At 69.0% G+C, this 22,388-nt stretch carries 24 protein-coding genes, 6 tRNA genes and 1 riboswitch; of the genes, 7 read left to right on the top strand and 23 right to left on the bottom strand.

Going from position 1 to position 22,388, the window contains the following annotated elements; translation table 11 throughout:
• Window positions 1-103: 103 nt before the first annotated feature.
• The 8 genes from lgt to hisI form a co-directional block, all read right to left on the bottom strand.
• The gene (gene lgt / locus AC1MBE_RS17010) at window positions 104-1,333 is read right to left on the bottom strand and encodes a prolipoprotein diacylglyceryl transferase (protein WP_479779879.1); all 1,230 of its coding nucleotides are present in this window, start codon (window positions 1,331-1,333) and stop codon (window positions 104-106) included.
• A 3-nt stretch (window positions 1,334-1,336) separates the two neighbouring features.
• Entirely contained in the window at window positions 1,337-2,137 is an 801-nt protein-coding gene (gene trpA / locus AC1MBE_RS17005; RefSeq protein ID WP_479782685.1) for a tryptophan synthase subunit alpha, read from the bottom strand.
• Window positions 2,138-2,190: 53 nt separating this feature from the next.
• Window positions 2,191-3,552, bottom strand: a complete 1,362-nt coding sequence (gene trpB / locus AC1MBE_RS17000; protein WP_479779877.1) for a tryptophan synthase subunit beta — start codon at window positions 3,550-3,552, stop codon at window positions 2,191-2,193.
• 90 nt (window positions 3,553-3,642) lie between these two features.
• Complete coding sequence (trpC, locus tag AC1MBE_RS16995; RefSeq protein ID WP_479779875.1) at window positions 3,643-4,458, bottom strand: indole-3-glycerol phosphate synthase TrpC; 816 nt, start codon at window positions 4,456-4,458, stop codon at window positions 3,643-3,645.
• 2 nt (window positions 4,459-4,460) lie between these two features.
• A complete protein-coding gene (locus tag AC1MBE_RS16990; protein ID WP_346958951.1) occupies window positions 4,461-4,748 on the bottom strand; it encodes an HGxxPAAW family protein in 288 nt (95 codons plus the stop codon).
• A 114-nt stretch (window positions 4,749-4,862) separates the two neighbouring features.
• Window positions 4,863-5,492 (bottom strand): Trp biosynthesis-associated membrane protein, encoded by a 630-nt coding sequence (locus tag AC1MBE_RS16985; RefSeq protein ID WP_479779873.1) that lies wholly within the window; start codon window positions 5,490-5,492, stop codon window positions 4,863-4,865.
• Window positions 5,489-7,057 carry an anthranilate synthase component I gene (locus AC1MBE_RS16980; RefSeq protein ID WP_479779872.1) on the bottom strand — a complete coding sequence of 523 codons (1,569 nt, stop codon included), beginning with the start codon at window positions 7,055-7,057 and terminating at the stop codon, window positions 5,489-5,491. Before AC1MBE_RS16980 ends, AC1MBE_RS16985 begins: the two co-directional genes overlap by 4 nt.
• Window positions 7,058-7,144: 87 nt before the next feature.
• On the bottom strand, window positions 7,145-7,537 hold the full coding sequence (hisI, locus tag AC1MBE_RS16975) for a phosphoribosyl-AMP cyclohydrolase (RefSeq protein WP_479779870.1): 393 nt from the start codon (window positions 7,535-7,537) through the stop codon (window positions 7,145-7,147).
• Between the two features lie 144 nt (window positions 7,538-7,681).
• On the opposite strand from hisI, the gene AC1MBE_RS16970 reads away from it, so the two are divergent.
• The gene (locus AC1MBE_RS16970) at window positions 7,682-8,326 is read left to right on the top strand and encodes a TIGR03085 family metal-binding protein (protein ID WP_479779868.1); all 645 of its coding nucleotides are present in this window, start codon (window positions 7,682-7,684) and stop codon (window positions 8,324-8,326) included.
• Between the two features lie 109 nt (window positions 8,327-8,435).
• On the opposite strand, the gene hisF is transcribed toward AC1MBE_RS16970, so the two are convergent.
• The 14 genes from hisF to AC1MBE_RS16900 all read right to left on the bottom strand — a co-directional run bounded on the left by hisF (window position 8,436) and on the right by AC1MBE_RS16900 (window position 19,642).
• Entirely contained in the window at window positions 8,436-9,212 is a 777-nt protein-coding gene (hisF, locus tag AC1MBE_RS16965) for an imidazole glycerol phosphate synthase subunit HisF (RefSeq protein WP_479779867.1), read from the bottom strand.
• Window positions 9,213-9,260: 48 nt separating this feature from the next.
• A complete protein-coding gene (hisG, locus tag AC1MBE_RS16960; RefSeq protein ID WP_479779865.1) occupies window positions 9,261-10,103 on the bottom strand; it encodes an ATP phosphoribosyltransferase in 843 nt (280 codons plus the stop codon).
• Between the two features lie 103 nt (window positions 10,104-10,206).
• The gene (locus AC1MBE_RS16955) at window positions 10,207-10,470 is read right to left on the bottom strand and encodes a phosphoribosyl-ATP diphosphatase (RefSeq protein ID WP_024367461.1); all 264 of its coding nucleotides are present in this window, start codon (window positions 10,468-10,470) and stop codon (window positions 10,207-10,209) included.
• 81 nt (window positions 10,471-10,551) lie between these two features.
• On the bottom strand, window positions 10,552-11,037 hold the full coding sequence (ribH, locus tag AC1MBE_RS16950; protein WP_175321713.1) for a 6,7-dimethyl-8-ribityllumazine synthase: 486 nt from the start codon (window positions 11,035-11,037) through the stop codon (window positions 10,552-10,554).
• A 43-nt stretch (window positions 11,038-11,080) separates the two neighbouring features.
• Window positions 11,081-11,776 carry a GTP cyclohydrolase II gene (ribA, locus tag AC1MBE_RS16945; protein ID WP_479779863.1) on the bottom strand — a complete coding sequence of 232 codons (696 nt, stop codon included), beginning with the start codon at window positions 11,774-11,776 and terminating at the stop codon, window positions 11,081-11,083.
• A 22-nt stretch (window positions 11,777-11,798) separates the two neighbouring features.
• Window positions 11,799-12,482, bottom strand: a complete 684-nt coding sequence (gene ribB / locus AC1MBE_RS16940; RefSeq protein ID WP_479779861.1) for a 3,4-dihydroxy-2-butanone-4-phosphate synthase — start codon at window positions 12,480-12,482, stop codon at window positions 11,799-11,801.
• Window positions 12,479-13,126, bottom strand: a complete 648-nt coding sequence (locus AC1MBE_RS16935) for a riboflavin synthase (RefSeq protein WP_479779860.1) — start codon at window positions 13,124-13,126, stop codon at window positions 12,479-12,481. Before AC1MBE_RS16935 ends, ribB begins: the two co-directional genes overlap by 4 nt.
• On the bottom strand, window positions 13,126-14,190 hold the full coding sequence (gene ribD / locus AC1MBE_RS16930; protein WP_479782683.1) for a bifunctional diaminohydroxyphosphoribosylaminopyrimidine deaminase/5-amino-6-(5-phosphoribosylamino)uracil reductase RibD: 1,065 nt from the start codon (window positions 14,188-14,190) through the stop codon (window positions 13,126-13,128). The genes AC1MBE_RS16935 and ribD overlap by 1 nt, the downstream gene beginning before the upstream one ends.
• A 267-nt stretch (window positions 14,191-14,457) precedes the next feature.
• A riboswitch (FMN riboswitch) is annotated at window positions 14,458-14,611 on the bottom strand.
• 82 nt (window positions 14,612-14,693) lie between these two features.
• Window positions 14,694-15,350 carry a ribulose-phosphate 3-epimerase gene (gene rpe, locus AC1MBE_RS16925; protein WP_479782681.1) on the bottom strand — a complete coding sequence of 219 codons (657 nt, stop codon included), beginning with the start codon at window positions 15,348-15,350 and terminating at the stop codon, window positions 14,694-14,696.
• A gap of 62 nt (window positions 15,351-15,412) precedes the next feature.
• A complete protein-coding gene (locus AC1MBE_RS16920; protein ID WP_479779858.1) occupies window positions 15,413-17,035 on the bottom strand; it encodes an RsmB/NOP family class I SAM-dependent RNA methyltransferase in 1,623 nt (540 codons plus the stop codon).
• A complete protein-coding gene (gene fmt, locus AC1MBE_RS16915) occupies window positions 17,032-17,952 on the bottom strand; it encodes a methionyl-tRNA formyltransferase (RefSeq protein WP_479779856.1) in 921 nt (306 codons plus the stop codon). Before fmt ends, AC1MBE_RS16920 begins: the two co-directional genes overlap by 4 nt.
• Window positions 17,949-18,524 carry a peptide deformylase gene (def, locus tag AC1MBE_RS16910; RefSeq protein ID WP_346958976.1) on the bottom strand — a complete coding sequence of 192 codons (576 nt, stop codon included), beginning with the start codon at window positions 18,522-18,524 and terminating at the stop codon, window positions 17,949-17,951. The genes fmt and def overlap by 4 nt, the downstream gene beginning before the upstream one ends.
• Window positions 18,525-18,594: 70 nt before the next feature.
• The gene (locus tag AC1MBE_RS16905) at window positions 18,595-19,440 is read right to left on the bottom strand and encodes a cytochrome (protein WP_479779855.1); all 846 of its coding nucleotides are present in this window, start codon (window positions 19,438-19,440) and stop codon (window positions 18,595-18,597) included.
• Window positions 19,441-19,570: 130 nt separating this feature from the next.
• Window positions 19,571-19,642, bottom strand: a tRNA-Val gene (locus tag AC1MBE_RS16900).
• A 478-nt stretch (window positions 19,643-20,120) separates the two neighbouring features.
• Here AC1MBE_RS16900 and AC1MBE_RS16895 point away from each other — a divergent pair.
• The 6 genes from AC1MBE_RS16895 (at window position 20,121) to AC1MBE_RS16870 (ending at window position 21,104) form a co-directional block, all read left to right on the top strand.
• Window positions 20,121-20,193: transfer RNA gene (locus tag AC1MBE_RS16895), tRNA-Gly, on the top strand.
• A gap of 47 nt (window positions 20,194-20,240) precedes the next feature.
• Window positions 20,241-20,311, top strand: a tRNA-Cys gene (locus AC1MBE_RS16890).
• A gap of 40 nt (window positions 20,312-20,351) precedes the next feature.
• Window positions 20,352-20,426, top strand: a tRNA-Val gene (locus AC1MBE_RS16885).
• Between the two features lie 56 nt (window positions 20,427-20,482).
• Window positions 20,483-20,555 (top strand) — tRNA-Gly (locus tag AC1MBE_RS16880).
• Window positions 20,556-20,602: 47 nt separating this feature from the next.
• A tRNA-Val gene (locus AC1MBE_RS16875) sits at window positions 20,603-20,677 on the top strand.
• Between the two features lie 160 nt (window positions 20,678-20,837).
• Entirely contained in the window at window positions 20,838-21,104 is a 267-nt protein-coding gene (locus AC1MBE_RS16870) for an antitoxin (protein ID WP_479779853.1), read from the top strand.
• 139 nt (window positions 21,105-21,243) lie between these two features.
• On the opposite strand, the gene zapE is transcribed toward AC1MBE_RS16870, so the two are convergent.
• A complete protein-coding gene (gene zapE, locus AC1MBE_RS16865; RefSeq protein WP_479779852.1) occupies window positions 21,244-22,281 on the bottom strand; it encodes a cell division protein ZapE in 1,038 nt (345 codons plus the stop codon).
• Between the last annotated feature and the right edge of the window lie 107 nt (window positions 22,282-22,388).

Genomic DNA, 22,388 nt, shown 5'->3' with positions numbered 1-22,388 from the left:
ATAGCGTGCAGCTGTCTGCTGCTCCATGCAAACCATCTCGCCACGACGCTGTGGACTCGGGCCCAGCCGGCGTTCGCCCTGCAGCCCGATTGCCGGTGCTGAGCTACTTGGTGCTGTCAGCTTCCGGCGCGGTTCCGGTGCCCCTGCTGCCGGATGCTCCGGTGGCAGGTTCTCCGCTGGCGGGTTTGGTGCCGCCGGTGGATTCGCCGGGCGCTTCGGCTGGGGCCGAAGCGCGGTCCGGACCGCTCTGGTTACCCGGGACATTAGCACGCGATTCAGTATCTGAGACAGCTGTGTCCGAATGGCGGATAGCAGCGGGGGCGGCCGGCACCGTCGCCGGTTCCGCGTCGGCGTCGGCGTCGGCGTCGTCCGCCGAATCCTGCCCGACGGCGTCGTCCCCCTTCACGTCGTCCGTCGTCACAGCAGCCTCCGGTTCGCGACCCGGCAGGTAGGGGGTGTCCGGGACCTCGCGCTTGCGCAGGCCCAGGACGATGAAGACCGCCAGCGCGGCGATGAGCACGAAGATGCTGGTCCAGACGTTGAGCCGTGTGGTGATGCCGAAGAGGTTGATCTGCTCGGCGTCGTCAATCCGCATGGCCTCGATCCAAACGCGGCCCAGCGTGTAGTAGATGGCGTAGAGCCAGAACAACCGGGCGCGGCGGAAGGAGAACTTCCGGTCCAGGGCGAGCAGCACCACCACTCCCACGAGGTTCCACAGGGATTCGTAGAGGAACGTGGGGTGGAACAGCGTGTCAGCCGGCATGCCGGCCGGGAAGTTGGGGTTGTCCGCGTCGACCTGCAGGCCCCACGGCAGGGTGGTGGGGCCGCCGAAGAGTTCCTGGTTGAAGTAGTTGCCCCAGCGGCCGATCGCCTGGGCGAGCAGCAGGCCGGGGGCCGCGGCGTCCATGAAGGCGCTGAGCTTGACGCCGGCGCGGCGGCAGCCGATCCAGGCGCCGACGGCGCCGAGCACCACGGCCCCCCAGATCCCGAGGCCGCCGCGCTGGATCTGCGGGATCAGGGACAGGTCCCCGGTGCCGTCGAAGCCGGGGCCGAAGTAGGCGTCCGGGGAGGACACCACGTGGTAGAGCCGGCCGCCGATGATGCCGAAGGGGATGGCCCAGATGGCGATGTCCCAGACGCTGCCCTCAGGCGCGCCGCGGCGGGCCCAGCGCACGGAGGTCAGCCAGAGGCCGGCGATGATGCCGGCCAGGATGCACAGCGCGTAGGCGTGGATCCGCAGGGTCCCCCAGGGCAGCGGGATATCGAAGCCGGACCAGTCCGGGCTCGGAATGCTCGCGGGAACCATCGCTGCCGCGTGGAGGATTGACTGCATTGCTTACGCTTCTTCCTTGCTCAAGCCGGTGCTGAGCTCTTTCGTCAAGGACGCTACCGCATCCACGCCGCCCTCGCCGATCGCCGCGACCAAGGCGGTACCGACGATCACACCGTCGGCGTAGGCGGCGATTTCGCGGACGTGGCCGGCGTTGGAGACGCCCAGGCCCACGCAGACGCGTTCGGCGCCCGCCGCCCGGGCCGCGGCGACGACGTCCTTGGCCGCGGAGCTGACGGAGGTGCGGGCGCCGGTGACGCCCATGATGGAGACGGCGTACACAAACCCGCGGCTCGCGTCGACGGTGCGCTTCATCCGTTCCGGCGAGGACGACGGTGCCACGAGGAACACCCGGTCCAGGCCGTACTTGTCCGAGGCGGCCATCCATTCTGCGGCTTCGTCCGGAATCAGGTCCGGCGTGATGAGCCCGGCTCCCCCGGCGTCGGCCAGGCGGCGGGAGAACTCGTCCACGCCCATCCGGACCACGGGGTTCCAGTAGGTCATGACCAGGACGGCAGCCTCGGTCTTGCTCGTGATGCCGCGGACGACGTCGAAGACCTGGCTGACGTGGAAGCCTTTGGCCAGCGCCTCGGTGGTGGCGGCCTGGATGACCTGGCCGTCCATCACCGGGTCCGAGTACGGGATGCCGATCTCAATCAGGTCGGCGCCGTTTTCGGCCAGCGCGATGCCGGCGGCGATGGTGTCCTCAACGCTCGGGTAGCCGGCGGGCAGGTATCCGATCAGGGCGGCCCGGCCCTGGGCCCTGGCCCGGTCGATGGCCGCCGCGGACTTGCTGGCGGACTGCACTTTGCCTTCGGCGTGGCCGTCGGTCTGGCCTTCGGTGTTGTTGTCGGTGTCGCTCACAGCTGCTCCCCCTCCTGGGCGATCTCGTGCTCGGGTGAATCCTTGTCCAGCAGGTCGAACCATTCCGCGGCGGTGGCCACGTCCTTGTCGCCGCGGCCGGAGAGGTTTACGAGCACGATCTTGTCTGAGGCGCCGCCGGGGGTATCGCCGGCGTCGGCGGCCAGGCGCTGGCCGATCTTCATGGCGCCGGCCAGGGCGTGCGCGGACTCGATGGCCGGGATGATGCCCTCGGTGCGGCAGAGCAGGCGGAAGGCTTCCATGGCCTCGCTGTCCGTGATCGGCTCGTAGCTGACCCGGCCGATGTCGGCCAGGTAGGAGTGCTCGGGTCCGACGCCGGGGTAGTCCAGGCCGGCGGAGATGGAGTGCGACTCGATGGTCTGGCCGTCGTCGTCCTGCATCAGGTAGGAGCGGGCACCGTGCAGCACGCCGGGCTTGCCCAGCGTGATGGTCGCCGCGTGGCGCCCGGTTTCGACGCCCTCGCCGCCGGCTTCGAAACCGTAGATCTTCACCGAGGGATCATCGAGGAAGCCGTGGAAGATGCCGATCGCGTTGGAGCCGCCGCCGATGCAGGCGCAGACGGCGTCCGGCAGCCGGCCGGTCTGTTCCAGGATCTGGGCGCGGGCTTCCTCGCCGATGACTTCGTGGAAGTACCGCACCATGGCCGGGAACGGGTGCGCTCCGGCGGCGGTGCCCAGCAGGTAGTGCGTGTTGCCCACATTGGCGACCCAGTCCCGGAGCGCCTCGTTGATGGCGTCCTTGAGCGTCTGGGAGCCGTTGGTCACCGGGATGACGGTGGCCCCGAGGAGCTCCATCCGGGCCACGTTGAGGGCCTGCCGGCGGCAGTCCTCGGCGCCCATGTAGACCACGCACTCCAGGCCGAGCAGGGCCGCGGCGGTGGCGCTGGCCACGCCGTGCTGCCCGGCCCCGGTCTCGGCGATGACGCGGGTCTTGCCCATCCGCTTGGCGAGCAGCGCCTGGCCCAGCACGTTGTTGATCTTGTGCGAGCCGGTGTGGTTCAGGTCCTCGCGCTTGAGGAAGATCCGCACTCCCCCGGCGTGCTCGGCGAAGCGCTTGGCTTCGGTAAGCAGCGACGGGCGCCCGGAGTAGTTCTTGTTCAGCTCCGCGATCTGCGCGGTGAACTCGGGATCGGCCTTGGCCTTCTCGAAGGTGTCCTCGAGCTCGTCCAGGGCGGCGATGAGGGACTCGGGCATCCAGCGGCCGCCGTAGGAGCCGAAGTAGGGTCCCGGGTTGTGGCGCAGGGAGGGTGCGCCCTGCGGTCCGTCTTCATCCGGTCGGCTGCCCTCCAGGAACGCATCCACGGGGCTGTCCTCTGAGCCGGCTGTTGGCGCATCGACCATCAGTCTCACCATCCTGTTCCACTGCTAACTAGATCTTCGGTGCCGCACGGAAGCGCCGCGGAGTCCGGCCGGGGATCCGGCCGGACGCGGTCAGGAACGTGCGGCGATTTCTTCGGCTCCGGCGGCCATGAATTCGGCGATCCGCTCGCGCGGGGTCGCGTCGCTGACCAGCGCCTCGCCGACCAGGACGGCGTTGGCGCCGCTGGCCGCGTAGTGCCGGACGTCGTCGACGCCGCGTACACCGGATTCGCCCACCACAAGCGACCCGGCCGGGATGCCGGCGGCGAGTTCGGCGAAGACGGAACGGTCGACGTCGAGCGTCTTGAGGTTGCGGACGTTCACGCCGATGATCCGGGCTCCCGCGGCGACGGCGCGCTCAACTTCTCCGGCGGTGTGGGTCTCCACGAGGACGTTCATGCCCAGCTCGTGGCTGAGCGCGCTGTACTCGCGCAGCTGCGCGTCGGACAGGGAGGCGACGATCAGCAGGATCAGGTCGGCGCCGTGGGCCCGGGCCTCCCAGATCTGGTACTCGTCGATCATGAAGTCCTTGCGCAGCAGCGGGATGTCCACCGCGGCCCGGACGGTGTCCAGGTCCGCGAGCGAGCCGTTGAAGCGCCGCTGCTCGGTGAGCACGCTGATCACGGCCGCGCCGCCGTCGGCGTACTGCGCCGCCAGCGAGGCCGGGTCCGCGATGCTCGCCAAGTCGCCCTTGGAGGGGCTGCGCCGTTTAATTTCGGCGATCACCTTGAGCTGCGTCCGCTCCGTTGGCCCGCCCAGGGCGGCCCAGGCGTCGCGCGCCGGGGCGGCCGCCGCGGCACGCTCCTTCAGTTCGGCGAGCGTGACGAGGCGCTGGCGTGCCTCCATATCCTCCCTGACACCGGCATTGATGTCATCGAGAACAGTCACTCTTAGTGGCCGGAGTTCTTCAGCTTGCTGCCGCCGACGCCGTATCCGGCTTTGCGCATCACGAAGCCCACCACGAGGCCAATCAGCATGACGGCCGCGCCCGCGATAAAGATCGGGGTGTTGGCGATCACGAAGGCGATGGCTGCGATGAGGGCACCGATCAGCATCACGATCACGGTGGTCCAGGCCGCCGGGCTGTTGCCGTGGCCGGTCGGCTCGCTGTGGTCGACGCCGTCGTAGACGCCGGTGCCGGCGGCGGGCTTGGGTGCAGAAACAGGGGCTTTGCTCATGGAAATCTCCTCAGGATCAATACTGCTTACATTCTGCCATTTATTGGCGGCGCCGTTGGCCGCGTTACTGGCCGGGTGGCCGGCAGCGTCCGCGGGATCACCCGCGGCACCGGCTCAGGTGGGATCGTCGCCGCGGGAGAGCCGGTCCCAGCTGTCGATCTCGTCGGTCGGCCCGGCGGGGTCCGAGGCGCCGCCGGTGGCGGCGGCGTCGTACTTGGTGCGGCTCTTCCAGTACCGTCCGGCGGGCACGATCGCCAGGGCGCTGAGCCCCAGCAGGGAACCGGCGACGACGGCGAGGACGGGAAAGGCGGTGGTCGCCACCTGGACGTTGCTGCCGCTGATGCCGGTGGCGGCGGCGATGGAACCCTGCGCCGCGGCCAGCGGGTCGGCCAATACGGTCGCCGCGGCGGCAACGATCCCGGCGGCGGCGAGCAGGATGATCGCCGTGATGACCCACCGGGCGATGCGTCCGGCGATCGACGCGGCGAGGCCGCCGGCCAGCGCAACCAGGGCCAGCGCCGTCACCGTGGTGGCTGCCTTGCTCCCCTGGACCTGCAGTCCGTCCTGGCTGCTGACGCCCTGGCCGAGCTGGCTGGGGTCCAGCTGGACGGACAGCCAGGTCTGGGTGGTGGTGCCGAAGACCGCCAGCGCCAGCGCGGCGACGACCAGGACCAGGGTGGACTTCCGGGCCCAGCGCGGGACGGCCGGGCTGGTGCTCTTGATCGTTCCTGCGGGGCCGGTCATGGCTGCTCCGTCCCGGTCCCGGGCACCGTGTCGGCCGTGATGTTGCGCAGCGACTGGGCCGTGTGGACGGCGCGCATGGGGGCGGCGGCCTTGTTGATGGTTTCAATCGCCTCGGTGGCGTTGACGGAGTCGGCCACGATCCCGCCGCCGGCCTGCACGTAGGCGCGGCCTTCGCGGAGCAGCGCGGAGCGGATGGCGATCGCCATGTCCAGGTCGCCGGCGAAGTCCAGGTAGCCCACGACGCCGCCGTAAATGCCGCGGCGGTGCGGTTCCAGCTCGTCCAGCAGCCGCAGCGCGCGCGGTTTTGGGGCGCCGGAGAGGGTGCCGGCCGGGAAGGTGGCTTTGAGCACGTCGTAGGCGGTGGCGGACGGCGCGAGTTTGCCCACCACCGTGGACACCAGGTGCATGATGTGGCTGAACCGCTCCACCTCCATGAACTGGGTGACGTCCACGGTTCCGGCCACGCAGACCTTGGAGAGGTCGTTGCGGGAAAGGTCCACGAGCATCAGGTGTTCGGCGCGTTCCTTCTCGTCGGCGAGCAGTTCCTCGGCGAGGGCCTTGTCCGCTTCGATGGTCTTGCCGCGCGGCCGGGATCCGGCGATCGGGTGGGTGATGACGTCCTCACCGGTGACCGTGACCAGGGCTTCCGGGGAGGAACCCACAATCGAATACTGGCGGCCCGCGGCGTCCTCGAGGCTGAAGATGTACATGTAGGGACTGGGGTTGGTGTTCCGCAGCACCCGGTAGACGTCCAGCGGGTCGGCTCCGCATTCCATTTCGAAGCGCCGGGAGATCACCACCTGGAAGACCTCGCCGTCAACGATTGCTTCCTTGCCGCGGTCCAGGGCGGCCAGGTAGTCGTTCTCGTCCCAGCGCTCCTGCACGCTGGAGGCGAAGTCGACGGCAGCGGGCTGCAGCACGGAGATGGGCTGTTCCGTCGGGGTGCTGACCTTGGCCAGCAGCTCTTTCACCCGGGCGACGGCGTCGTGCCAGGCCTCGTCGACGCGCTCGGAGCTGTTGTCGAAGTTGATCGCGTTGGCGATCAGCAGCACGGTGCCGTCCATGTTGTCGTGCACGGCCATGTCCGTCACGAGGTTCAGCGCCATTTCCGGCAGCTGCAGGTCATCCTCGGGCGGGCTGGTGAGTTTCTCCCAGTGCCGGACGGTTTCCCAGCCGAGGAAGCCGACCAGGCCGGAGGTGAAGGGCGGCAGGTCCTCGAAGCGGTCGGTGTGCAGGACGCGCAGGGTGTCCCGGATGGCGTCGACCGGGCTGCCGTCCAGCGGCACACCCACGGGCGGCTCGCCGAGCCAGTGTGCCTGCCCGTCCCTGGTGGTCAGCGTGGCGCGGGACCTCGCGCCGATGAAGGAGTAGCGGGACCAGGCGCCGCCCACCGCGGCGGACTCCAGCAGGAAGGTTCCCGGCTGGCCCTGGGCGAGTTTGCGGTACAAACCGATCGGCGTTTCGGCGTCAGCCAGCACCTTCAGCCGGACGGGGATGACGCGGCTGTGGCCGGCGAGCTCCCGGAACTCGTCCAGGCTGGGGCTGATGATTCCAAGGTCCTGCATGGCTGCGTTTTTCCGCCTGTTCTCTTGGTCTGAAGCTGGTGGGGTGCCGCGGTGCGCGCCGCGGTGGGCGCGGCTATGCATGCGGGGTCAGTCGGCGTGGCCGACGACGGCGTCCAGCGCGCGTCCGTCGAAGCACGTCCGGGTGCCCGTGTGGCAGGCAGCGCCGACCTGGTCGACGCGGACCAACAGGGCGTCGCCGTCGCAGTCGATCGCGAGCGACTTGACCCACTGGACGTGGCCGGAGGTGTCGCCCTTGCGCCAGTATTCCTGCCGGGAGCGGGAGTAGAAGGTGACGCGGCCGCTGGTCATGGTGCGGTGCAGCGCCTCGTCGTCCATCCAGCCGAGCATCAGCACCTCGTTGGTGTCGTACTGCTGGACGATCGCTGCCACCAGGCCGGCACTGTCCCGTTTCAGGGACGCGGCCAGGCCGGCAGGGAGCGGAGTTTCGCTGACGGGGGCGGGGGCGGGCTGCTCAGACATCAGCTCAAGTCTAGTGCCTCGGGACCGGCTGCCGCCCGGCGCCGAGGGGCCCGCGCTTAACATGTGCGCTAAAAGCCCGACGCCGCCAAAATCACGGCGCCCGCTGTGCACACGGACCGGCGTCTCGTGCTAGTTTCACAAGTGATGCATTTCGTCGATCCATCCCGAGAAGTTCTGGCCGAAACCTTGCTGGCGGCCGGTCCTGACTCCCCCACGCTCTGCAAGGGCTGGCAGACCCGGGATCTTGCCGCGCACCTGTATCTGCGGGAGCGAAAAGCCCGCGTTGGACTGGGCCTGCTGATCAAGCGCCTGTCCAAGGCCTCGGACGAAGCCACGGCCGAACTCGCCGCCAAGGTCCGGACGCCGGACGCGTACGCCCGGCTGGTCAACACCTTCCGCGCCGGTCCGCCTGCGCTCTCCCCCATGTTGATCAAAGCCCTGGACGAGAGCTCCAACCTGATCGAATATTTCGTGCATACCGAGGATGTCCGCAGGGCGGTGGACCGTTGGGCCCCGCGCGCCCTGGACGAGGCCTACTCCGACGCTCTCTGGGATGAACTGATCAAGCGGGCCGCCATCCTGTACCGCGGCGTGGACCTGGGCATCGTCCTGGTGCGCCCGTCCGGTCCCCGGCATGTGGCCAAGCGCGCGCCCGTCTCGGTCGCGATCGTCGGCGAACCGGGCGAACTCCTGATGCATGCGCATGGCCGCACTAGGCACGCGCTGGTGACCTTCGAGGGCCAGCCGGACGCCGTCGCACTCCTGCAGTCCGCCGAAGTCGGCCTCTAAGCTCGCACTAAACCAAACAACGCGGGGTCACATCGCGCCCATATTCCCCTTCGGGTTGGGCGCAATGTGACCCCGCGTTGCTTTAAACCGCGGTGGTCTCGGCAGGTGGTCAGCGGACTTCGAAGCCTGCCTCCCGGATGGCGGTTTTGACCTGGGCGATCATGTCCAGCGGGCCGAAGTGGAACACCGAGGCTGCGAGTACGGCGTCAGCGCCCGCGGCCACCGCCGGCGGGAAGTGCTCGGGCTTGCCGGCGCCACCGGAGGCGATCAGCGGCACCTTCACGCTGGCGCGGGCCAGCCGGATCAGCTCCAGGTCGAAGCCGTCCTTGGTGCCGTCGGCGTCGATCGAGTTGAGCAGGATCTCGCCGACGCCGCGGTCGGCGGCCTCGCGCGCCCAGGCGAGGGCGTCAATGCCGGTGCCCTGGCGGCCGCCGTGGGTGGTGACCTCGAACCCGGACGGGGTCGGCTGCGAGCCGGGCCGGGTGCGCCGGGCGTCGAGGGAAAGCACCAGGACCTGCGAACCGAAGTGCCGGGTGATCTCGTCGATCACGTCGGGCCGGGCGACGGCCGCGGTGTTGATGGCCGCCTTGTCCGCGCCGAAGCGCAGCAGTTTATCCACCTCGGCGACGCCGCGGACACCGCCGCCGACGGTCAGCGGGATAAAGATTTCCTCCGCGGTGCGGCGGACGACGTCGAAGGTGGTTTCGCGGTTGCCGGAGGACGCGGTGACATCCAGGAAGGTCAGTTCGTCGGCGCCGCCGTTGTCGTAGCGGTGCGCCAGCTCCACCGGGTCGCCGGCGTCGCGCAGGCCTTCGAAATTGATCCCCTTGACCACGCGGCCGGCGTCGACGTCCAGGCACGGGATGACGCGGACGGCTACGGACATGGCTGCTCCTGGAATTTGCTCACGGCTGATGGTTTCACGGGCGGGCCGCTAGATCCGGCAGGCGTGGATGCTGCTGACCAGGATGGCGCGGGCACCGAGGTCGTAGAGCTCGTCCATGATCCGGTTGGTTTCCTTCTTTGGCACCATGGACCGGACGGCCACCCAGTCCGAATCGCGCAGCGGCGAGACGGTAGGCGATTCCAGGCCGGGGGTGAGGGCCGCGGCCTGTTCGACGAGCTCCTTGCGGATGTCGTAGTCCATCAGCACGTACTGGCGGGCGACGAGGACGCCCTGCAGGCGGCGGATCAGCACCTCGGTGGCCGGGTTCTGCTCGCCCTTGCGGCCGATCAGGACCGACTCGGAGTTCAGGATCGGCTCGCCGAAGATTTCCATCCCGGCGGCCTTGAGGGTGGTGCCGGTTTCGACGACGTCGGCGATCGCATCCGCGACGCCGAGCCGGACGGAGGATTCGACGGCGCCGTCGAGACGGACGACCTTGGCGTTGATGCCGCGCTCGGCGAGGTAGCCGCGGAGCAGCCCGTCGTAGCTGGTGGCGAGGCGCTTGCCCTCGAGCTGGTCAATGGAGTTGAAGTCCCCGACGGGGCCGGCGAACCGGAACGTGGAGGCGGCGAAGCCCAGCGGCAGCAGCTCCTCGGCCTCCACCTCGGCGTCGAGCAGCAGGTCGCGGCCGGTGATGCCGACGTCCAGGGTGCCCTGGCCTACGTACACGGCGATGTCGCGCGGGCGGAGGAAGAAAAATTCAATGTCGTTGTCCGGGTCCACCATGACCAGTTCGCGGCTGTCGCGGCGCTGGCGGTAACCGGCCTCGGCGAGCATGGCGGAGGCGGCTTCGGACAGGGATCCCTTGTTCGGGACGGCAACTCTCAGCATGGGAAGTTCTTTCTGGTTAGGAAGTCATCGGGTGCAGGCACAACGGGCCACGCGGTGCGCCGGACTGCGCGGACTTCAGTCCGCGCAGCCCGGCGCGACGTGGCTAGAGATGCTTGTAGACGTCTTCCAGGCTGAGTCCTTTGGCGAGCATCAGAACCTGCAGGTGATAGAGCAGCTGCGAAATTTCTTCCGCGGCGGCCTCGTCGGATTCGTACTCGGCAGCCATCCAGACCTCGGCTGCTTCCTCCACGACTTTCTTGCCGATGCCGTGGACCCCGGAATCCAGTTCGGCGACGGTGCGGGAGCCCTCCGGACGGACGGCTGCCTTCTCACTCAGTTCTGCGAACAGCGATTCGAAATTCTTCACACCGTCCAGCCTACTTGTTCACCGCCGGGCCACGCCTGCCGGGCCCCAGCATGACGCCCCGGATGTGAGGGAATACACAGCCTACGAGTACTGCTTGAGTGTGACGGCGGTGGCGAGGGCGGCGGTGACGGCTTCGTGGCCCTTGTCCTCGGTGGAGCCCGGCAGGCCGGCCCGGTCAATTCCCTGCTGTTCGGTGTCGCAGGTCAGCACGCCGAAGCCCACCGGCACGCCGGTGCGGACGCTGACCTCGGTCAGGCCGAGGGTGGCGGCCTCGCAGACGTACTCGAAGTGCGGGGTTCCGCCGCGGATCACGACGCCAAGCGCGACGACGGCGTCGAAGTGCGGTGCCAGCCGGGCCGCCGCGACCGGCAGTTCAAAGGTCCCGGGGACGCGCAGGACGGTCGGTTCGGCAATGCCGGCGTCCTTGGCGGCGCGCAGCGCGCCGTCGAGCAGGCCGTCCATGATTTGGGTGTGCCAGCTGGCGGCCACGATGGCCAGTTTCAGCCGGGAGGTCTCGTCGGGCTGGAAGGTGGTGAGGTCGATCTGGGGTGCGCCGTGGCCGCTCATGCAGTTTCCTATGCTGTGGGGGTGGGTCTCTGGTGGTGGGCTGTTAGCCCTGTTCGTGCTCGAAGCCGAGTGGTCCCGCGGCGGGCGCGGCGGGCTCCATGTCGAGGACCAGGCGGTGGTCCATCCGGTCCTTTTTGGTCTGCAGGTAACGCAGGTTCTGCTCGCGGGACGGCACCTCGGTGGGGACCATCTCAACGACCTTTACTCCGGCCTGGGCCAGCCGGTCCTGCTTGTCCGGGTTGTTGCTCAGCAGGCGGACCTCGTGCAGGCCCATCTCGGCGAGGATCTGCGCCGCGGCGTTGTAGCAGCGGGCGTCCACCGGCAGGCCCAGCTGCTCGTTGGCCTCGACGGTGTCGAAGCCGGCCTCCTGCAGGGCGTAGGCCTTGATCTTGTTCGCCAGGCCGATGCCGCGGCCTTCCTGGCCGCGGAGGTAGAGCAGGGTGCCGCCGAATTCGTGGATCATTTCCAGGGCGTAGGCCAGCTGCTCGCCGCAATCGCAGCGGTAGGAACCAAACACATCCCCGGTGAGGCATTCGGAGTGCAGCCGGACCAGGGGTGGCTGGCCGTCCGTAGCCGGCAGCGGGGAGCTGACGGCGAGGTGCTCGGCGCCGGTGTCCAGGTCGGTCCAGGCCTGCGCCACGAAGTCTCCGTACGCGGTGGGCAACTGGACGATCGGTCCGCCGCTGACCGGATGCGGCTGCTGTCCCGGGGTGGCCGGCTGCGCTTCAGAAGTCGTCATTGTCTCTCCTCAATTCAGGGTGTCAGGCGGATTCCGCTGCGTGGCTGCCGGTGTTACCGGCCTCAAGGTACGCCACCAGGTCGGCAATCGAAATCAGCGGGCAGCCGTGTTCCCGCGCGAAGCCGCGAAGTCCGTCCAGCCGCATCATTTCTCCGTCGTCGTGCACCAGTTCTGCGATAACGCCCACGGGCTCCAAGCCGGCCAGCCGGCACAGCTCGACAGCCGCTTCGGTGTGGCCGGGACGCTCCCGCACACCCCCCTTAACGGCGCGGAGCGGGAAAACATGCCCGGGACGGGTCAGGGAATTCGGCTGGCTGGTCGGATCGGCCAGGATCCGGGCCGTCAGGGCGCGGTCGGTCGCGGAGATTCCGGTGCTCACGCCTACGGCCGCGTCGCAGGACACCGTATACGCGGTGCCCTTGGAGTCCTGGTTGATGGTCACCATCGGCGGCAACGCGAGTGCATCGGCCCGTTCGCCGGGCAGCGGCACGCAGATCACGCCGGAGCTGTACCGGATGGTCCAGCCCATCAGCGCCGGCGTCGCGTGCTGCGCGGCGAAGATAATGTCGCCCTCGTTCTCGCGGTCCTCGTTGTCCACCACCAGCACCGGCCGGCCGGCGGCCATGGCACGGATGGCGTCCTCGATCGGGTCCAGCGCCGACGGCGTGTCGACGGCGACACCGCGGTCCTCCTGCAATTTGCTCATGATGCGGCCTCCTGGCGGTGCGCGGCGGGCGCCGCGGGCGCGAACGCGAGCAGCCGTTCGGTGTACTTGGCCAGCACGTCCACTTCGAGGTTGACGCGGGCGCCGATGGACTTGGCGCCGAGGCCGGTTTCGGCCAGGGTGGTCGGGATCAGGCCGACTTCGAACCACGGGGCCGGCTCCGGCGCCGGGCTCACGGCCGTGACGGTCAGGGACACGCCGTCGACGGCGATTGAGCCCTTCTCCGCGATGTAGCGGGCCAGCGCGGCCGGCACGCCGAAGCGCAGCCGGTCCCAGTTGCCGAGCGCCTCGCGTTCCAGCAGCTCGCCGACGCCGTCGACGTGCCCCTGCACCACGTGGCCGTCGAGCCGGCCGCCGGCCGGGACGCAGCGCTCGAGGTTGACCGGATCGCCTGCGGCCAGCCCGCCGATGGTGCTGCGGACCAGGGTCTCGCCCATCACGTCGACGCTGAAGTCCGTGCCGTCGATGTCCGTGGCGGTCAGGCAGACACCGTTGACGGCGATCGATCCGCCGTGGGCCAGGCCCTCGGTGCTGCCGGGGGCGTGCAGGCGCAGTGTGGCGCTGGTGTCGCCGTCGCGCTCGACGGACAGCACCTTCCCCTGTTCGGCGATAATTCCGGTAAACATCAGTAGCCTCCTGCGGCAGTGTCCGCGTCGCTGCGCGGGGTGGAATCGGATGAAGTGTCGGTGGCGGGGCGCAGGTGCAGCCGCAGGTCGCGGCCCAGTGTCCGGACGGCGCCGCCGGAAGCGTGGTCCCAGTCCCAGTGCTGGGCGTCGGCGAGGGTGCCGATGCCGAGGTCTTCCAGGGCGGCGGTGCCGGAGCCAAGCAGCGTCGGAGCGAGGTAGACGATGAGCTCGTCGACGAGGCCGGCGGCCAGGAACGCGCTCAGGATCCGCGAGCCGCCCTCCACCATCAGGTGCCGGACGCCGGCGTCGAACAGTTGGTCCAGCGCCTCGCGCGGCTCGCGGGTGGGCAGGTGCAGCACCTTGCCGTCCTCGCCGTTGACCGCGGCGTCCTCGGGGATTCCGCGCAGGCCCATCACTGCGCGCAGCGGCTGCTTTTCCGCGGGTGAGCCGTCGGGGGTGCGGGCGGTCAGCCGCGGGTTGTCCACCAGGACGGTCTGCGTGCCGACCAGGATCGCGTCGATCCGGCCCCGCATTGCGTGGTTGTCGGCGAGCGATTCGGGACTGGAAATCCACTGGCTGGTGCCGTCGCTGGCCGCGATCCGGCTGTCCAGGGTCTGCGCGATGTGCAGGGTGACGAACGGCCGTTTGGCGGCGACGGCGTCGAACCAGCGCCGGTTGAGCTCCAGGGCGGCCACGGCGCCGAGTCCGGAACGGACCCGGACCCCGGCAGCACGCAGGGTGGCCGCTCCCCCGGCTGCCGGATCATGCGGGTCATCGACAGCGTAGACGACGTCCGCGACGCCCGCCTCGATGATCGCCTGGGCGCAGGGGCCGGTGCGGCCGCAGTGGTTGCATGGTTCGAGCGTGACCACCATGGTGGTGCCGGTCAGGTCGAGCCCGGCGTCCGCGGCCTGCGCGATCGCGTCGGCCTCCGCATGCGGGGTGCCGGCGCCGCGGTGGTAGCCGGTGACCAGGGGCGCGCCGTCGGTGCCGATGACGACGGCGCCCACCAGCGGGTTCGCCCCGCGCGGACCCTGTGCCGCCGCAGCGAGGGCAGTGTCCATGGCGGCCGTCTCGGCGGCGCTGAAACCGGCAGCGGCGGCGAAATCCGCCCTGGCCGTTTTATGGCCCGGCTCTTCGATATCCTGCGGCCTGGCGGCCGGCTGCTGAACGCTCATTTGCCGTCCGCCTGGTCCGGCTGGACCGCAGGGTCGGCGTAGAGCCATCGCAAGGGGTTCATGTCTGTCGTTCCTTCCCTCAAGAACCGCGATGGCTCCGGGGGTATACGACAGCGCAATTCCGCGGCGCCGTGGGGCGCCGCAGTAACAGCTGTACGTGCTTCTCTCATCCAGACTTTAACTGTCGGTACCGGAGTTCCACCGGTTCAACCGTCCGCCGTCGGCCTCCCCCAGCGGGAAAGTGACGGCTCGCGGGTCGCGGACTATAACCGCCGGTTCGGACTTACACCGACCCCGGAGCACGTATGTGTGTAGCTATTCTGACACAACCGCCGGTACCGCCCCGCTATTCCTCGCGGGCGGGCGGTACAACTTTCGTCATGTTCGCGTCAGCGGCCGCCGGCGGTTCGCAGCCGCGCGATCGCGTCCGCCGGGTCGTCGGCGCCGTACACCGCGGATCCGGCAACAAAGACGTCCGCGCCTGCCTCGGCGGCACGCCAGATGGTCTTCTCGGTGATGCCGCCGTCCACCTGGAGCTTGATGTCCAGGCCGGAAGCGTCGATCGCCGCCCGGGCCCGGCGGATCTTGGGCAGCGTAAGGTCCAGGAATTCCTGGCCGCCAAAACCGGGCTCCACCGTCATGATGAGGATCATGTCCAGCTCGCCGAGCATGTCCAGGAACGGCTCCACGCCGCTGCCGGGCCGCAGCGCCAGGCCCGCCTTGGCCCCGCGGGCGCGCAGCTCACGGGCCAGCTTCACCGGCGCGATCGAAGCCTCCGCGTGGAACGTCACCGAAGCCAACCCGGCGTCGGCGTAGGCCGGCGCCCAGCGGTCTGCGTGATCGATCATGAGGTGCGCGTCCAGCGGGATCGGGCTGACTTCCTGCAGCCGCTGGACCACGGGAAGGCCGAGCGAGAGGTTGGGCACGAAGTGGTTGTCCATCACGTCCACGTGCACGGCGTCCGCGGTCCTGATTTTGTGGAGCTCGGACTGGAGGTTCGCGAAGTCCGCCGACAGGATGCTGGGGTGGATGCAGCAATGGGCCATGGATTTCCTCTTCATTGTGCTGGTCGGAAGGTCGGGTAGCTGGTGCCAGTATGGCCCGGGACTCAGGCCTTTTTGTGGATGAGAGCCAGGAACATGGCGTCCGTGCGGTGCCGGTGCGGCCAGAGCTGGGCGGTGAGGTCGTGGCCCGCCTCGAGGTGGCCGGTGAGGCTGACGGCGTCCAGGGCGGCGCCGGCGTCGAGCAGTTCGAGGTCGTCCCGCTTGCGCAGCGCATCGCTGACGACGGCGGTGGTCTCAGCCGGGTGCGGGGAGCAGGTCACGTACGCCACGACGCCGCCGGGCTTGACCGCATCCAGGGCCGACTTCAGCAGTTCGCGCTGCAGCGGGCCGAGGTCCACCAGGTCCTTGGGGGTGCGCCGCCAGCGGGATTCCGGCCGCCTGCGCAGCGCGCCCAGCCCGGTGCAGGGCACGTCCACGAGCACCCGGTCGAAGCTTTCCGCCTGCTCGGACCCGACCTCCCGGCCGTCGCCGGTCCGGACATGCCACACCTCGTGCGGGACGGCTGCCAGCGCCTGCCGGACCAGTTTCGCGCGGTGCGGCGCCGGCTCGTTGGCGAGCAGCGTGGCGCCGTGCTGCCGGGCCAGGGCGCCGAGCAGGGCCGCCTTGCCGCCCGGGCCGGCGCAGAGATCAAGCCAGCGTTCGCCGTCGGCGCCGGGCTGGCTGCCGTCGGCGCCGGCCTGGCTGCCAGCCCCGGTTCCCGCGGACAGGTCCACCGATGCCAGGGCGCGGGCCACCAGCTGGGAGCCGACGTCCTGGACCCGGGTGCTGCCGTCCCGCACGGACGCGAGCCGGCCGAGGTCACCGCCGCTGGACAGCGCCGACCCTTCCACGAGCTCGCCGGGGGTGGCGCCGCTTTCGAGGGCCTCGTCCAGGCTGCCCAGGCCGGGAAGGGCCACCAGGTTCACCACGGGGGCGGCGTTGTCCGCCTCCAGGAGTTCATTGATTTCCGTGACCGGGCGGCCGTGCGCCACGAGCGACTGCCGGAAGGCGCGCACGATCCACTCCGGGTGGGCGTACCGGACCGAGGCCACCTTGGTTTCGTCCTGCTCATCACTGAGCAGCAGTTCCAGCCACTCGTCGAGCGTGTGCGCGGAGACTTTGCGGAGCACCGCGTTGATCAGGCCGGACGGGCCGGCGCCGATCACGGCGCGGGCCAGGCCCACGGTTTCGTCGAGGGCGGCATGGGCCGGGACCCGCATGGCCAGCAGCTGGTGGGCGCCGATCCGCAACGCGTCGAGGATCGCCGGATCCAGCTGGTCCAACGGGCGGTCCACGCAGCGGGCGAGGATGGCGTCGTAGGTGCCCTGGCCGCGGAGCGCGCCGTAGCTGAGCTCGGTGGCGAACCCGGCGTCGCGCTTGTCCAGTCCGTGGTGCCGGATCCGGGCCGGCAGCACCAGGTTCGCGTAGGCGTCCTCGGCGGCCACCGCACGCAGCACTTCGAAGGCCACCAGGCGGGCGGGATCGGCGCGCCGGGTGCGCTGGGAGGGGGCGTTTTCGGTGAAGCCGCGCTGCGGTCCGCGGTTCCGTTCGCGTCCCTGCGCGTTCCGCTTGACGCCGCCCCGGGGACCCTGGCCGCCGCGGCCGCCTTGGCCGGACTTGCCGGAGGACGGACCGCCGGCGGCAGCGCCGCGTCCCCGGCCGTTGCCGTTGGATCCGGATTCGCTCATTCGAAGACCACGCTTTCCAGTGTTGCCTGTCCGCGCGCCCAATCAGCGGCGGTCATCATTTTTTTGCCCGCGGGCTGGACCCGGGTGAGCTCAACGGGGTGCGAGCCGGTCCCGACCAGGACCGACTTCCCGTCCAGGGCCAGTTGCCCCGGACGCAGGGCCGGGGCCACCGGGCGGAGCAGCACCGGTTCGAGTTTCACGCGTTGACCCTCCAGCGTGGTCCAGGCGCCGGGCTCCGGCGTCACACCGCGTGAGCGGCGCCCGATCGCCAGGGCCGGCTGCTGCCAATCGAGCCTGCCGTCCTCGAGGGTGAGTTTGGGGGCCAGGCTGACGTCCCCCTGCTGCGGGACGGCGGTGGCTTTGCCGGCGTCGACGGCGGACAGGGTCTGGGTCAGCAGCACGGCGCCGCTGTGGGACAGTCGCTCCAACAGCTCGCCGGCAGTGTCAGCAGGCCGGACGGCCTCGGTCAGGGTGCCGTACACCGGCCCGGTGTCCAGGCCCTCTTCGAGCCGGAATGTCACGGCGCCGGTGATGTCGTCCCCGGCGATCAGGGCGCGCTGGACCGGCGCTGCGCCGCGCCAGGCCGGCAACAGCGAAAAATGCAGGTTGATCCAGCCGTGCCGGGGAATGTCCAGGGCCGCCCGCGGAATGAGGCCGCCGTAGGCCACGATGGCGGCGACATCCGGTGCGGCGGCATCGATCCTGGCCGTCACGCCGGCGTCGACCTTGGCGGCATGGATGACGTCGATGCCGAGCTCGGCGGCGCGGGCGGCGACCGGCGAGGGCGTGAGGACCCGTTTGCGGCCCAGCGGTGCGTCGGGCCGGGTCAGCACGGCGACGACGTCGAACCCGGCGGCGAGGAGGGCATCCAGCGACGGAACGGCGACGGCCGGGGTTCCCGCGAAGAGGACCCTCACTGGCCGGTTCCGAACGCGGATCCCGCGCCGAAGCTCGAGCCCACAGTTTTGGCCCGCTTCGACGTCGTCTGCTCGGTAATGGAGTCGTAGTTGGCGTTGCGGATGGCGCGCAGGGCGGCCTTGCGGTCCTCGCCGTCGAGCCGGTCGGTGAAGAGAATCCCGTCCAGGTGGTCGGTCTCGTGCTGGAAGACCCGGGCGAGCATGCCCTCACCTTCGAGCACCACCGGGTTGCCGTGCACGTCGACGCCGGTGACGCGGGTGCTGCGGTGCCGGCGGACGGGGAACCCAAGCCCGGGAATGGACAGGCAGCCTTCCACCTCGTCGGGCTGGAAGTCATCGCTGTTTTCCAGCACCGGGTTGATGATGTGGCCCTCCACCCCGCGGATGCGGTAGGTGAAGACCCGCTGGCTGATCCCGACCTGCGGGGCGGCCAGTCCGGCGCCCTCCACGTCCTCCATGGTTTCGGTCATGTCGGCAACGAGCTTTTCCAGCTCAGGCCCGAATTCCGTCACGGGATCGGCAACTGTGCGCAGCACAGGGTCCCCAATGATGCGGATATTCAAGATGGCCATGGGCGGTGTGTCCTCACGGTGGGCGGCTTCGGGATCCCGTCCAGTTTAGTGGTTGCCGCGGGTTTCCGGCTCAGCGGGCCGCGGGCGGCGCGATCGGCAGCAGGGCCGGTCCGGCGGCCAGCGTGTCGGCGGACATCTCCCAGACGCGCCGCAGCGCGCAGAACTTCCACCAGTGATGCTTGAGCACGTCCGGGTTGGCCCGCTGCGGCCGCACCTCCGTCTCACCGATGGCCACCGCGAGCAGGATCGGGGAGTCGCCGTGCTGCCACGCTTCCCACTCCCCTGCCACCGGGTCCACCAGGCTTTCTTCGGCCTTCATGCCGGCCACCAGCTGCATCACCACTTTGTCGTCGAGCGGCTTGACGGTGCCGTCCCGGCTGGTCCCCTTGGTCTTGTAATCGATGAGGCAGGTACGGCCGTTGATTTTGGCCACCAGGTCCAGGGTGCCGGCATAGCCCACCGTCTTGTTCCAGACCGTGATCTCCGGAGCGACCGGCTCCACCTGGAACAGCTCCCACCACTCGTCAAAGCGCGCGGCGAACGCTTCCTCGCCGTTGGCGGCCAGGGCCTCCCGGGTTTCCTTCATCTGGTGCGGGCGGCCAAGCGCCCGCAGGGCCACCTGTTCGCAGTAGTTGTGGACGCGGTCGCCGCGCTTGGCGGCGTCGTCCCGGTGCGTTTCGGCTGCCTTGGCGGCCCGGCTTACCGCCTGCCGAACCTTGGCCGGGCTCCCCAGGATGGCCGGCAGCGTGGGATCCGCGGCGAGGCTGTTCGCGCCCATGTAGCCGAACCAGCCGTCCAGGCCGTGGGGCTGCTGGCCGATCACCGTGGTGATGGACGGGACGGAGAACTGCTCGGACGTGGAACGGGCATACATCCGGCCGTATTCGGTGGCGTGGGCGAGGAGCGGGGCGGTCATAGAAAGACTCTTTCACAGGGGTCGGACGCTGCAGGAAAACAAGCCACAGGAGAACAGGCCGCAGGCAACAGGCCGCGGAAAAACAAGATGGCCCGCCCCGCTCTGTGAGCGGAACGGACCATCTTTCGGGTGGGCGATACTGGGTTCGAACCAGTGACCTCTTCGGTGTGAACGAAGCGCGCTACCACTGCGCCAATCGCCCCGGTGCCATTGAATGCTAGCCCACCCCGGCGGAATTTAGAAATCGGCGCTCCCGACGGCGGCGCGGCCCCCTTAGGAACCGGGGCCCGCTGCGCCCATCTGACGAAGATGGCCGCTTTGAGGGCAACATAGCGGCCACCATTGGCGAATCGTCGGGCCCGCTTCCCCAGTGGGCCGCAGACCCGCGAGACCCGCGCCCGGCCTCGCACCCGGCGCGGCGCCCGGCCGCCGTCGTCCAACCCCACAAGCGCCCGGCCGCCGTCGTCGCCCCACCGCTCAGGCGCCCGGCCCCAACGCCGCCAGACCCGGCGCGAATTACACCCCTGTAATTAGCAAAATCCGCTAGATTGCAGCGAAGGACGGGGGTCAGGGGGCGGGGAACGCGCACCGATTTGTAAGTTCCCTGAACCTCCTATAGAGTTCTTACTCGTTGGAACGCGAGGAAATGCCGATTGCGGCAGTGAATCGCAGGCAACAATGCGGACGTAGCTCAGCTGGTAGAGCACCACCTTGCCAAGGTGGATGTCGCGAGTTCGAATCTCGTCGTCCGCTCGCAGGACACTGTCACGGATATGGTTCTTCTGGAACCCTGTCTACACGGTGGGTTGGCCGAGAGGCGAGGCAGCGGCCTGCAAAGCCGTATACACGGGTTCGAATCCCGTACCCACCTCGGTGAAAACCCTGGTTTCCGGTTCCGGCCGGTTACGAAGGGGCGATTGGCGCAGCGGTAGCGCGCTTCCCTGACACGGAAGAGGTCACTGGTTCGATCCCAGTATCGCCCACCAAAGCAAGGCAACTTGCTTGATCCAGTACCGCCGGCATTGCCGGAACGGACTAAAATGCGGACGTAGCTCAGCTGGTAGAGCACCACCTTGCCAAGGTGGATGTCGCGAGTTCGAATCTCGTCGTCCGCTCTCTTGTTTCGAAGCTTCACAACTCCACTCCGGATCCTTCCGGTTGCGGGCGATTGGCGCAGCGGTAGCGCGCTTCCCTGACACGGAAGAGGTCACTGGTTCGATCCCAGTATCGCCCACCATGAAAGCAGCTCCCCTGGGGCTGCTTTTTTCGTTGCCCTTCCAGGGTTCCCCCGCCCAGGTCTTTCTCCTCTGGGCGTACACCCTTGGCACGTTTCCACCCGGCGGTTAGGATCGAAAGCGCTAGGAGCGATCTGGCTCCGCGACTGAAGGGAGGTGCCCGTGGGTTTAATTGACGATCTAAAGGGCAAGGCTCAGCATCTGATTGGTGGCAACGAACAGGCCATCAAGGACGGCATCGAAAAGGCGGGTGATTTCGTCGATTCGAAGACCGGCGGAAAATACGCCGACAAAGTAGATTCCGCCCAGCGAGGCGCCTCCGGCTTCGTGGACAACGCGGACGGCCGGCCGGCAACGGCCCCCGCCGCAGAGCCGCACGTCGCGGGTGAGCCACCCGTCGCCGGGGAACCCCGGCAGCAGGGCCTCTGACCCAGGTACGTCAGCGAGGTGCCGGTCCCGCCGAGAGGCGGCGCCGGCACCTTTGTCGTTTAACGACCGACGCGGGGTCACTTCTGCCCATCCGGAGACTCCGAATCGGCCAAAAGTGACCCCGCGTTGCAGTCACAGGCTAGGAGGGCTCGTGGTTCTGGCCCTCCCGGGCCAGGGCGGTGAGCCGGGACACGGCGCGGAAGTACTTCTTCATGTACCCGCCGGTCATCATTTCCTCGGTGAAGAGCTGGTCGAACGGCACGCCGCTGGCCAGGATCGGCACGTCCTTGTCGTACAGCCGGTCCGCCAGGACCACAAAGCGCAGCGCCACGGCCTGCTCGGTGATGGTCTCGACATTGCGCCACACCACGCCGTCGATCCCGTCGATCAGCTGCCGGTAGCGGCTCGGGTGCACGCCGGCCAGGTGGTTGATCAGGGTGCTGAATTCGTCCTTGGCCACCGTCCGGCCGTCGAACTCCGCCTTCATGTGGTGCGTCAGCTCGTCGTTGCGCAGCGGCGCGGGCGCCTTGGGCAGGCCGCGGTGGCGGAAGTCCTCGCCGTCGATCCGGACGACGTCGAACTGGTCGGCCAGGACCTGGATCTCGCGGGCGAAGTCGACGGCGGCAAAGCGGCCGTCGCCGAGGGAACCGGGCAGGGTGTTGGACGTCGCGGCGAGCTTGACCCCGGCGTCGGCGAGCTCGCGCATCAGCCGGGACATCAGGACCGTGTCGCCCGGATCGTCGAGCTCGAATTCATCAATGCAGACCAGCTTGTAGTGGCTGAGCGCCTCTACGGTCTTGCGGAAGGACAACGCACCCACCAGGTTGGTGTACTCCACGAAGGTGCCGAAGGCCTTGGGCCCCGGGGCGGCGTGCCACAGCGAAGCGAGCAGGTGGGTCTTGCCAACGCCGAACCCGCCGTCGAGGTAAATGCCCGCCCGGGAGGTGTCCTTTTTGCCGAAGAGACGCTTGAACAGGCCGTCACCGTCCCGGGAGCCGACGCCGGCAGCGAAGCTCTGCAGCGCATGGACCGCATGGGCCTGGCTGGGCTGGGCCGGGTCCGGCCGGTAGCTGGCGAAGGACACCTCACCGAAGCGCGGCGACGGATAAAACCCGTTGAGGAGTTCATCCACGGAAACCGCCGGCGTTCTGGCGGCGAGCTGTTCGATCTGTACCAAGGTGGTCCGTTCTGCTGGTCTCGTGTCCCCAAAAAGAATACCGGCAACGGCGGGTTTCCCTTCCGGGCGCGGCAACGGACGTGACGAAGGCCATATTTCCGCGCATG

The organism is Arthrobacter sp. BG5, from assembly GCF_056680155.1.
Note: the sequence above shows the minus strand (reverse complement) of the source record. Positions and strands in the feature narration are given on the sequence as shown.

Coding starts and splice junctions, on each gene's coding strand:
- AC1MBE_RS16990 (WP_346958951.1), bottom strand. CDS start 4,748: ATGAGCAAAGCCCCTGTTTCTGCACCCAAGCCCGCCGCCGGCACCGGC.
- ribB (WP_479779861.1), bottom strand. CDS start 12,482: ATGAGCAAATTGCAGGAGGACCGCGGTGTCGCCGTCGACACGCCGTCG.
- ribD (WP_479782683.1), bottom strand. CDS start 14,190: ATGGACACTGCCCTCGCTGCGGCGGCACAGGGTCCGCGCGGGGCGAAC.
- AC1MBE_RS16905 (WP_479779855.1), bottom strand. CDS start 19,440: ATGACCGCCCCGCTCCTCGCCCACGCCACCGAATACGGCCGGATGTAT.
- hisF (WP_479779867.1), bottom strand. CDS start 9,212: ATGTCCGTAGCCGTCCGCGTCATCCCGTGCCTGGACGTCGACGCCGGC.
- lgt (WP_479779879.1), bottom strand. CDS start 1,333: ATGCAGTCAATCCTCCACGCGGCAGCGATGGTTCCCGCGAGCATTCCG.
- AC1MBE_RS16985 (WP_479779873.1), bottom strand. CDS start 5,492: ATGACCGGCCCCGCAGGAACGATCAAGAGCACCAGCCCGGCCGTCCCG.
- def (WP_346958976.1), bottom strand. CDS start 18,524: ATGGCCATCTTGAATATCCGCATCATTGGGGACCCTGTGCTGCGCACA.
- AC1MBE_RS16980 (WP_479779872.1), bottom strand. CDS start 7,057: ATGCAGGACCTTGGAATCATCAGCCCCAGCCTGGACGAGTTCCGGGAG.
- AC1MBE_RS16920 (WP_479779858.1), bottom strand. CDS start 17,035: ATGAGCGAATCCGGATCCAACGGCAACGGCCGGGGACGCGGCGCTGCC.
- rpe (WP_479782681.1), bottom strand. CDS start 15,350: ATGGCCCATTGCTGCATCCACCCCAGCATCCTGTCGGCGGACTTCGCG.
- trpB (WP_479779877.1), bottom strand. CDS start 3,552: ATGGTCGATGCGCCAACAGCCGGCTCAGAGGACAGCCCCGTGGATGCG.
- hisG (WP_479779865.1), bottom strand. CDS start 10,103: ATGCTGAGAGTTGCCGTCCCGAACAAGGGATCCCTGTCCGAAGCCGCC.
- AC1MBE_RS16935 (WP_479779860.1), bottom strand. CDS start 13,126: ATGTTTACCGGAATTATCGCCGAACAGGGGAAGGTGCTGTCCGTCGAG.
- ribH (WP_175321713.1), bottom strand. CDS start 11,037: ATGAGCGGCCACGGCGCACCCCAGATCGACCTCACCACCTTCCAGCCC.
- hisI (WP_479779870.1), bottom strand. CDS start 7,537: ATGTCTGAGCAGCCCGCCCCCGCCCCCGTCAGCGAAACTCCGCTCCCT.
- ribA (WP_479779863.1), bottom strand. CDS start 11,776: ATGACGACTTCTGAAGCGCAGCCGGCCACCCCGGGACAGCAGCCGCAT.
- AC1MBE_RS16970 (WP_479779868.1), top strand. CDS start 7,682: ATGCATTTCGTCGATCCATCCCGAGAAGTTCTGGCCGAAACCTTGCTG.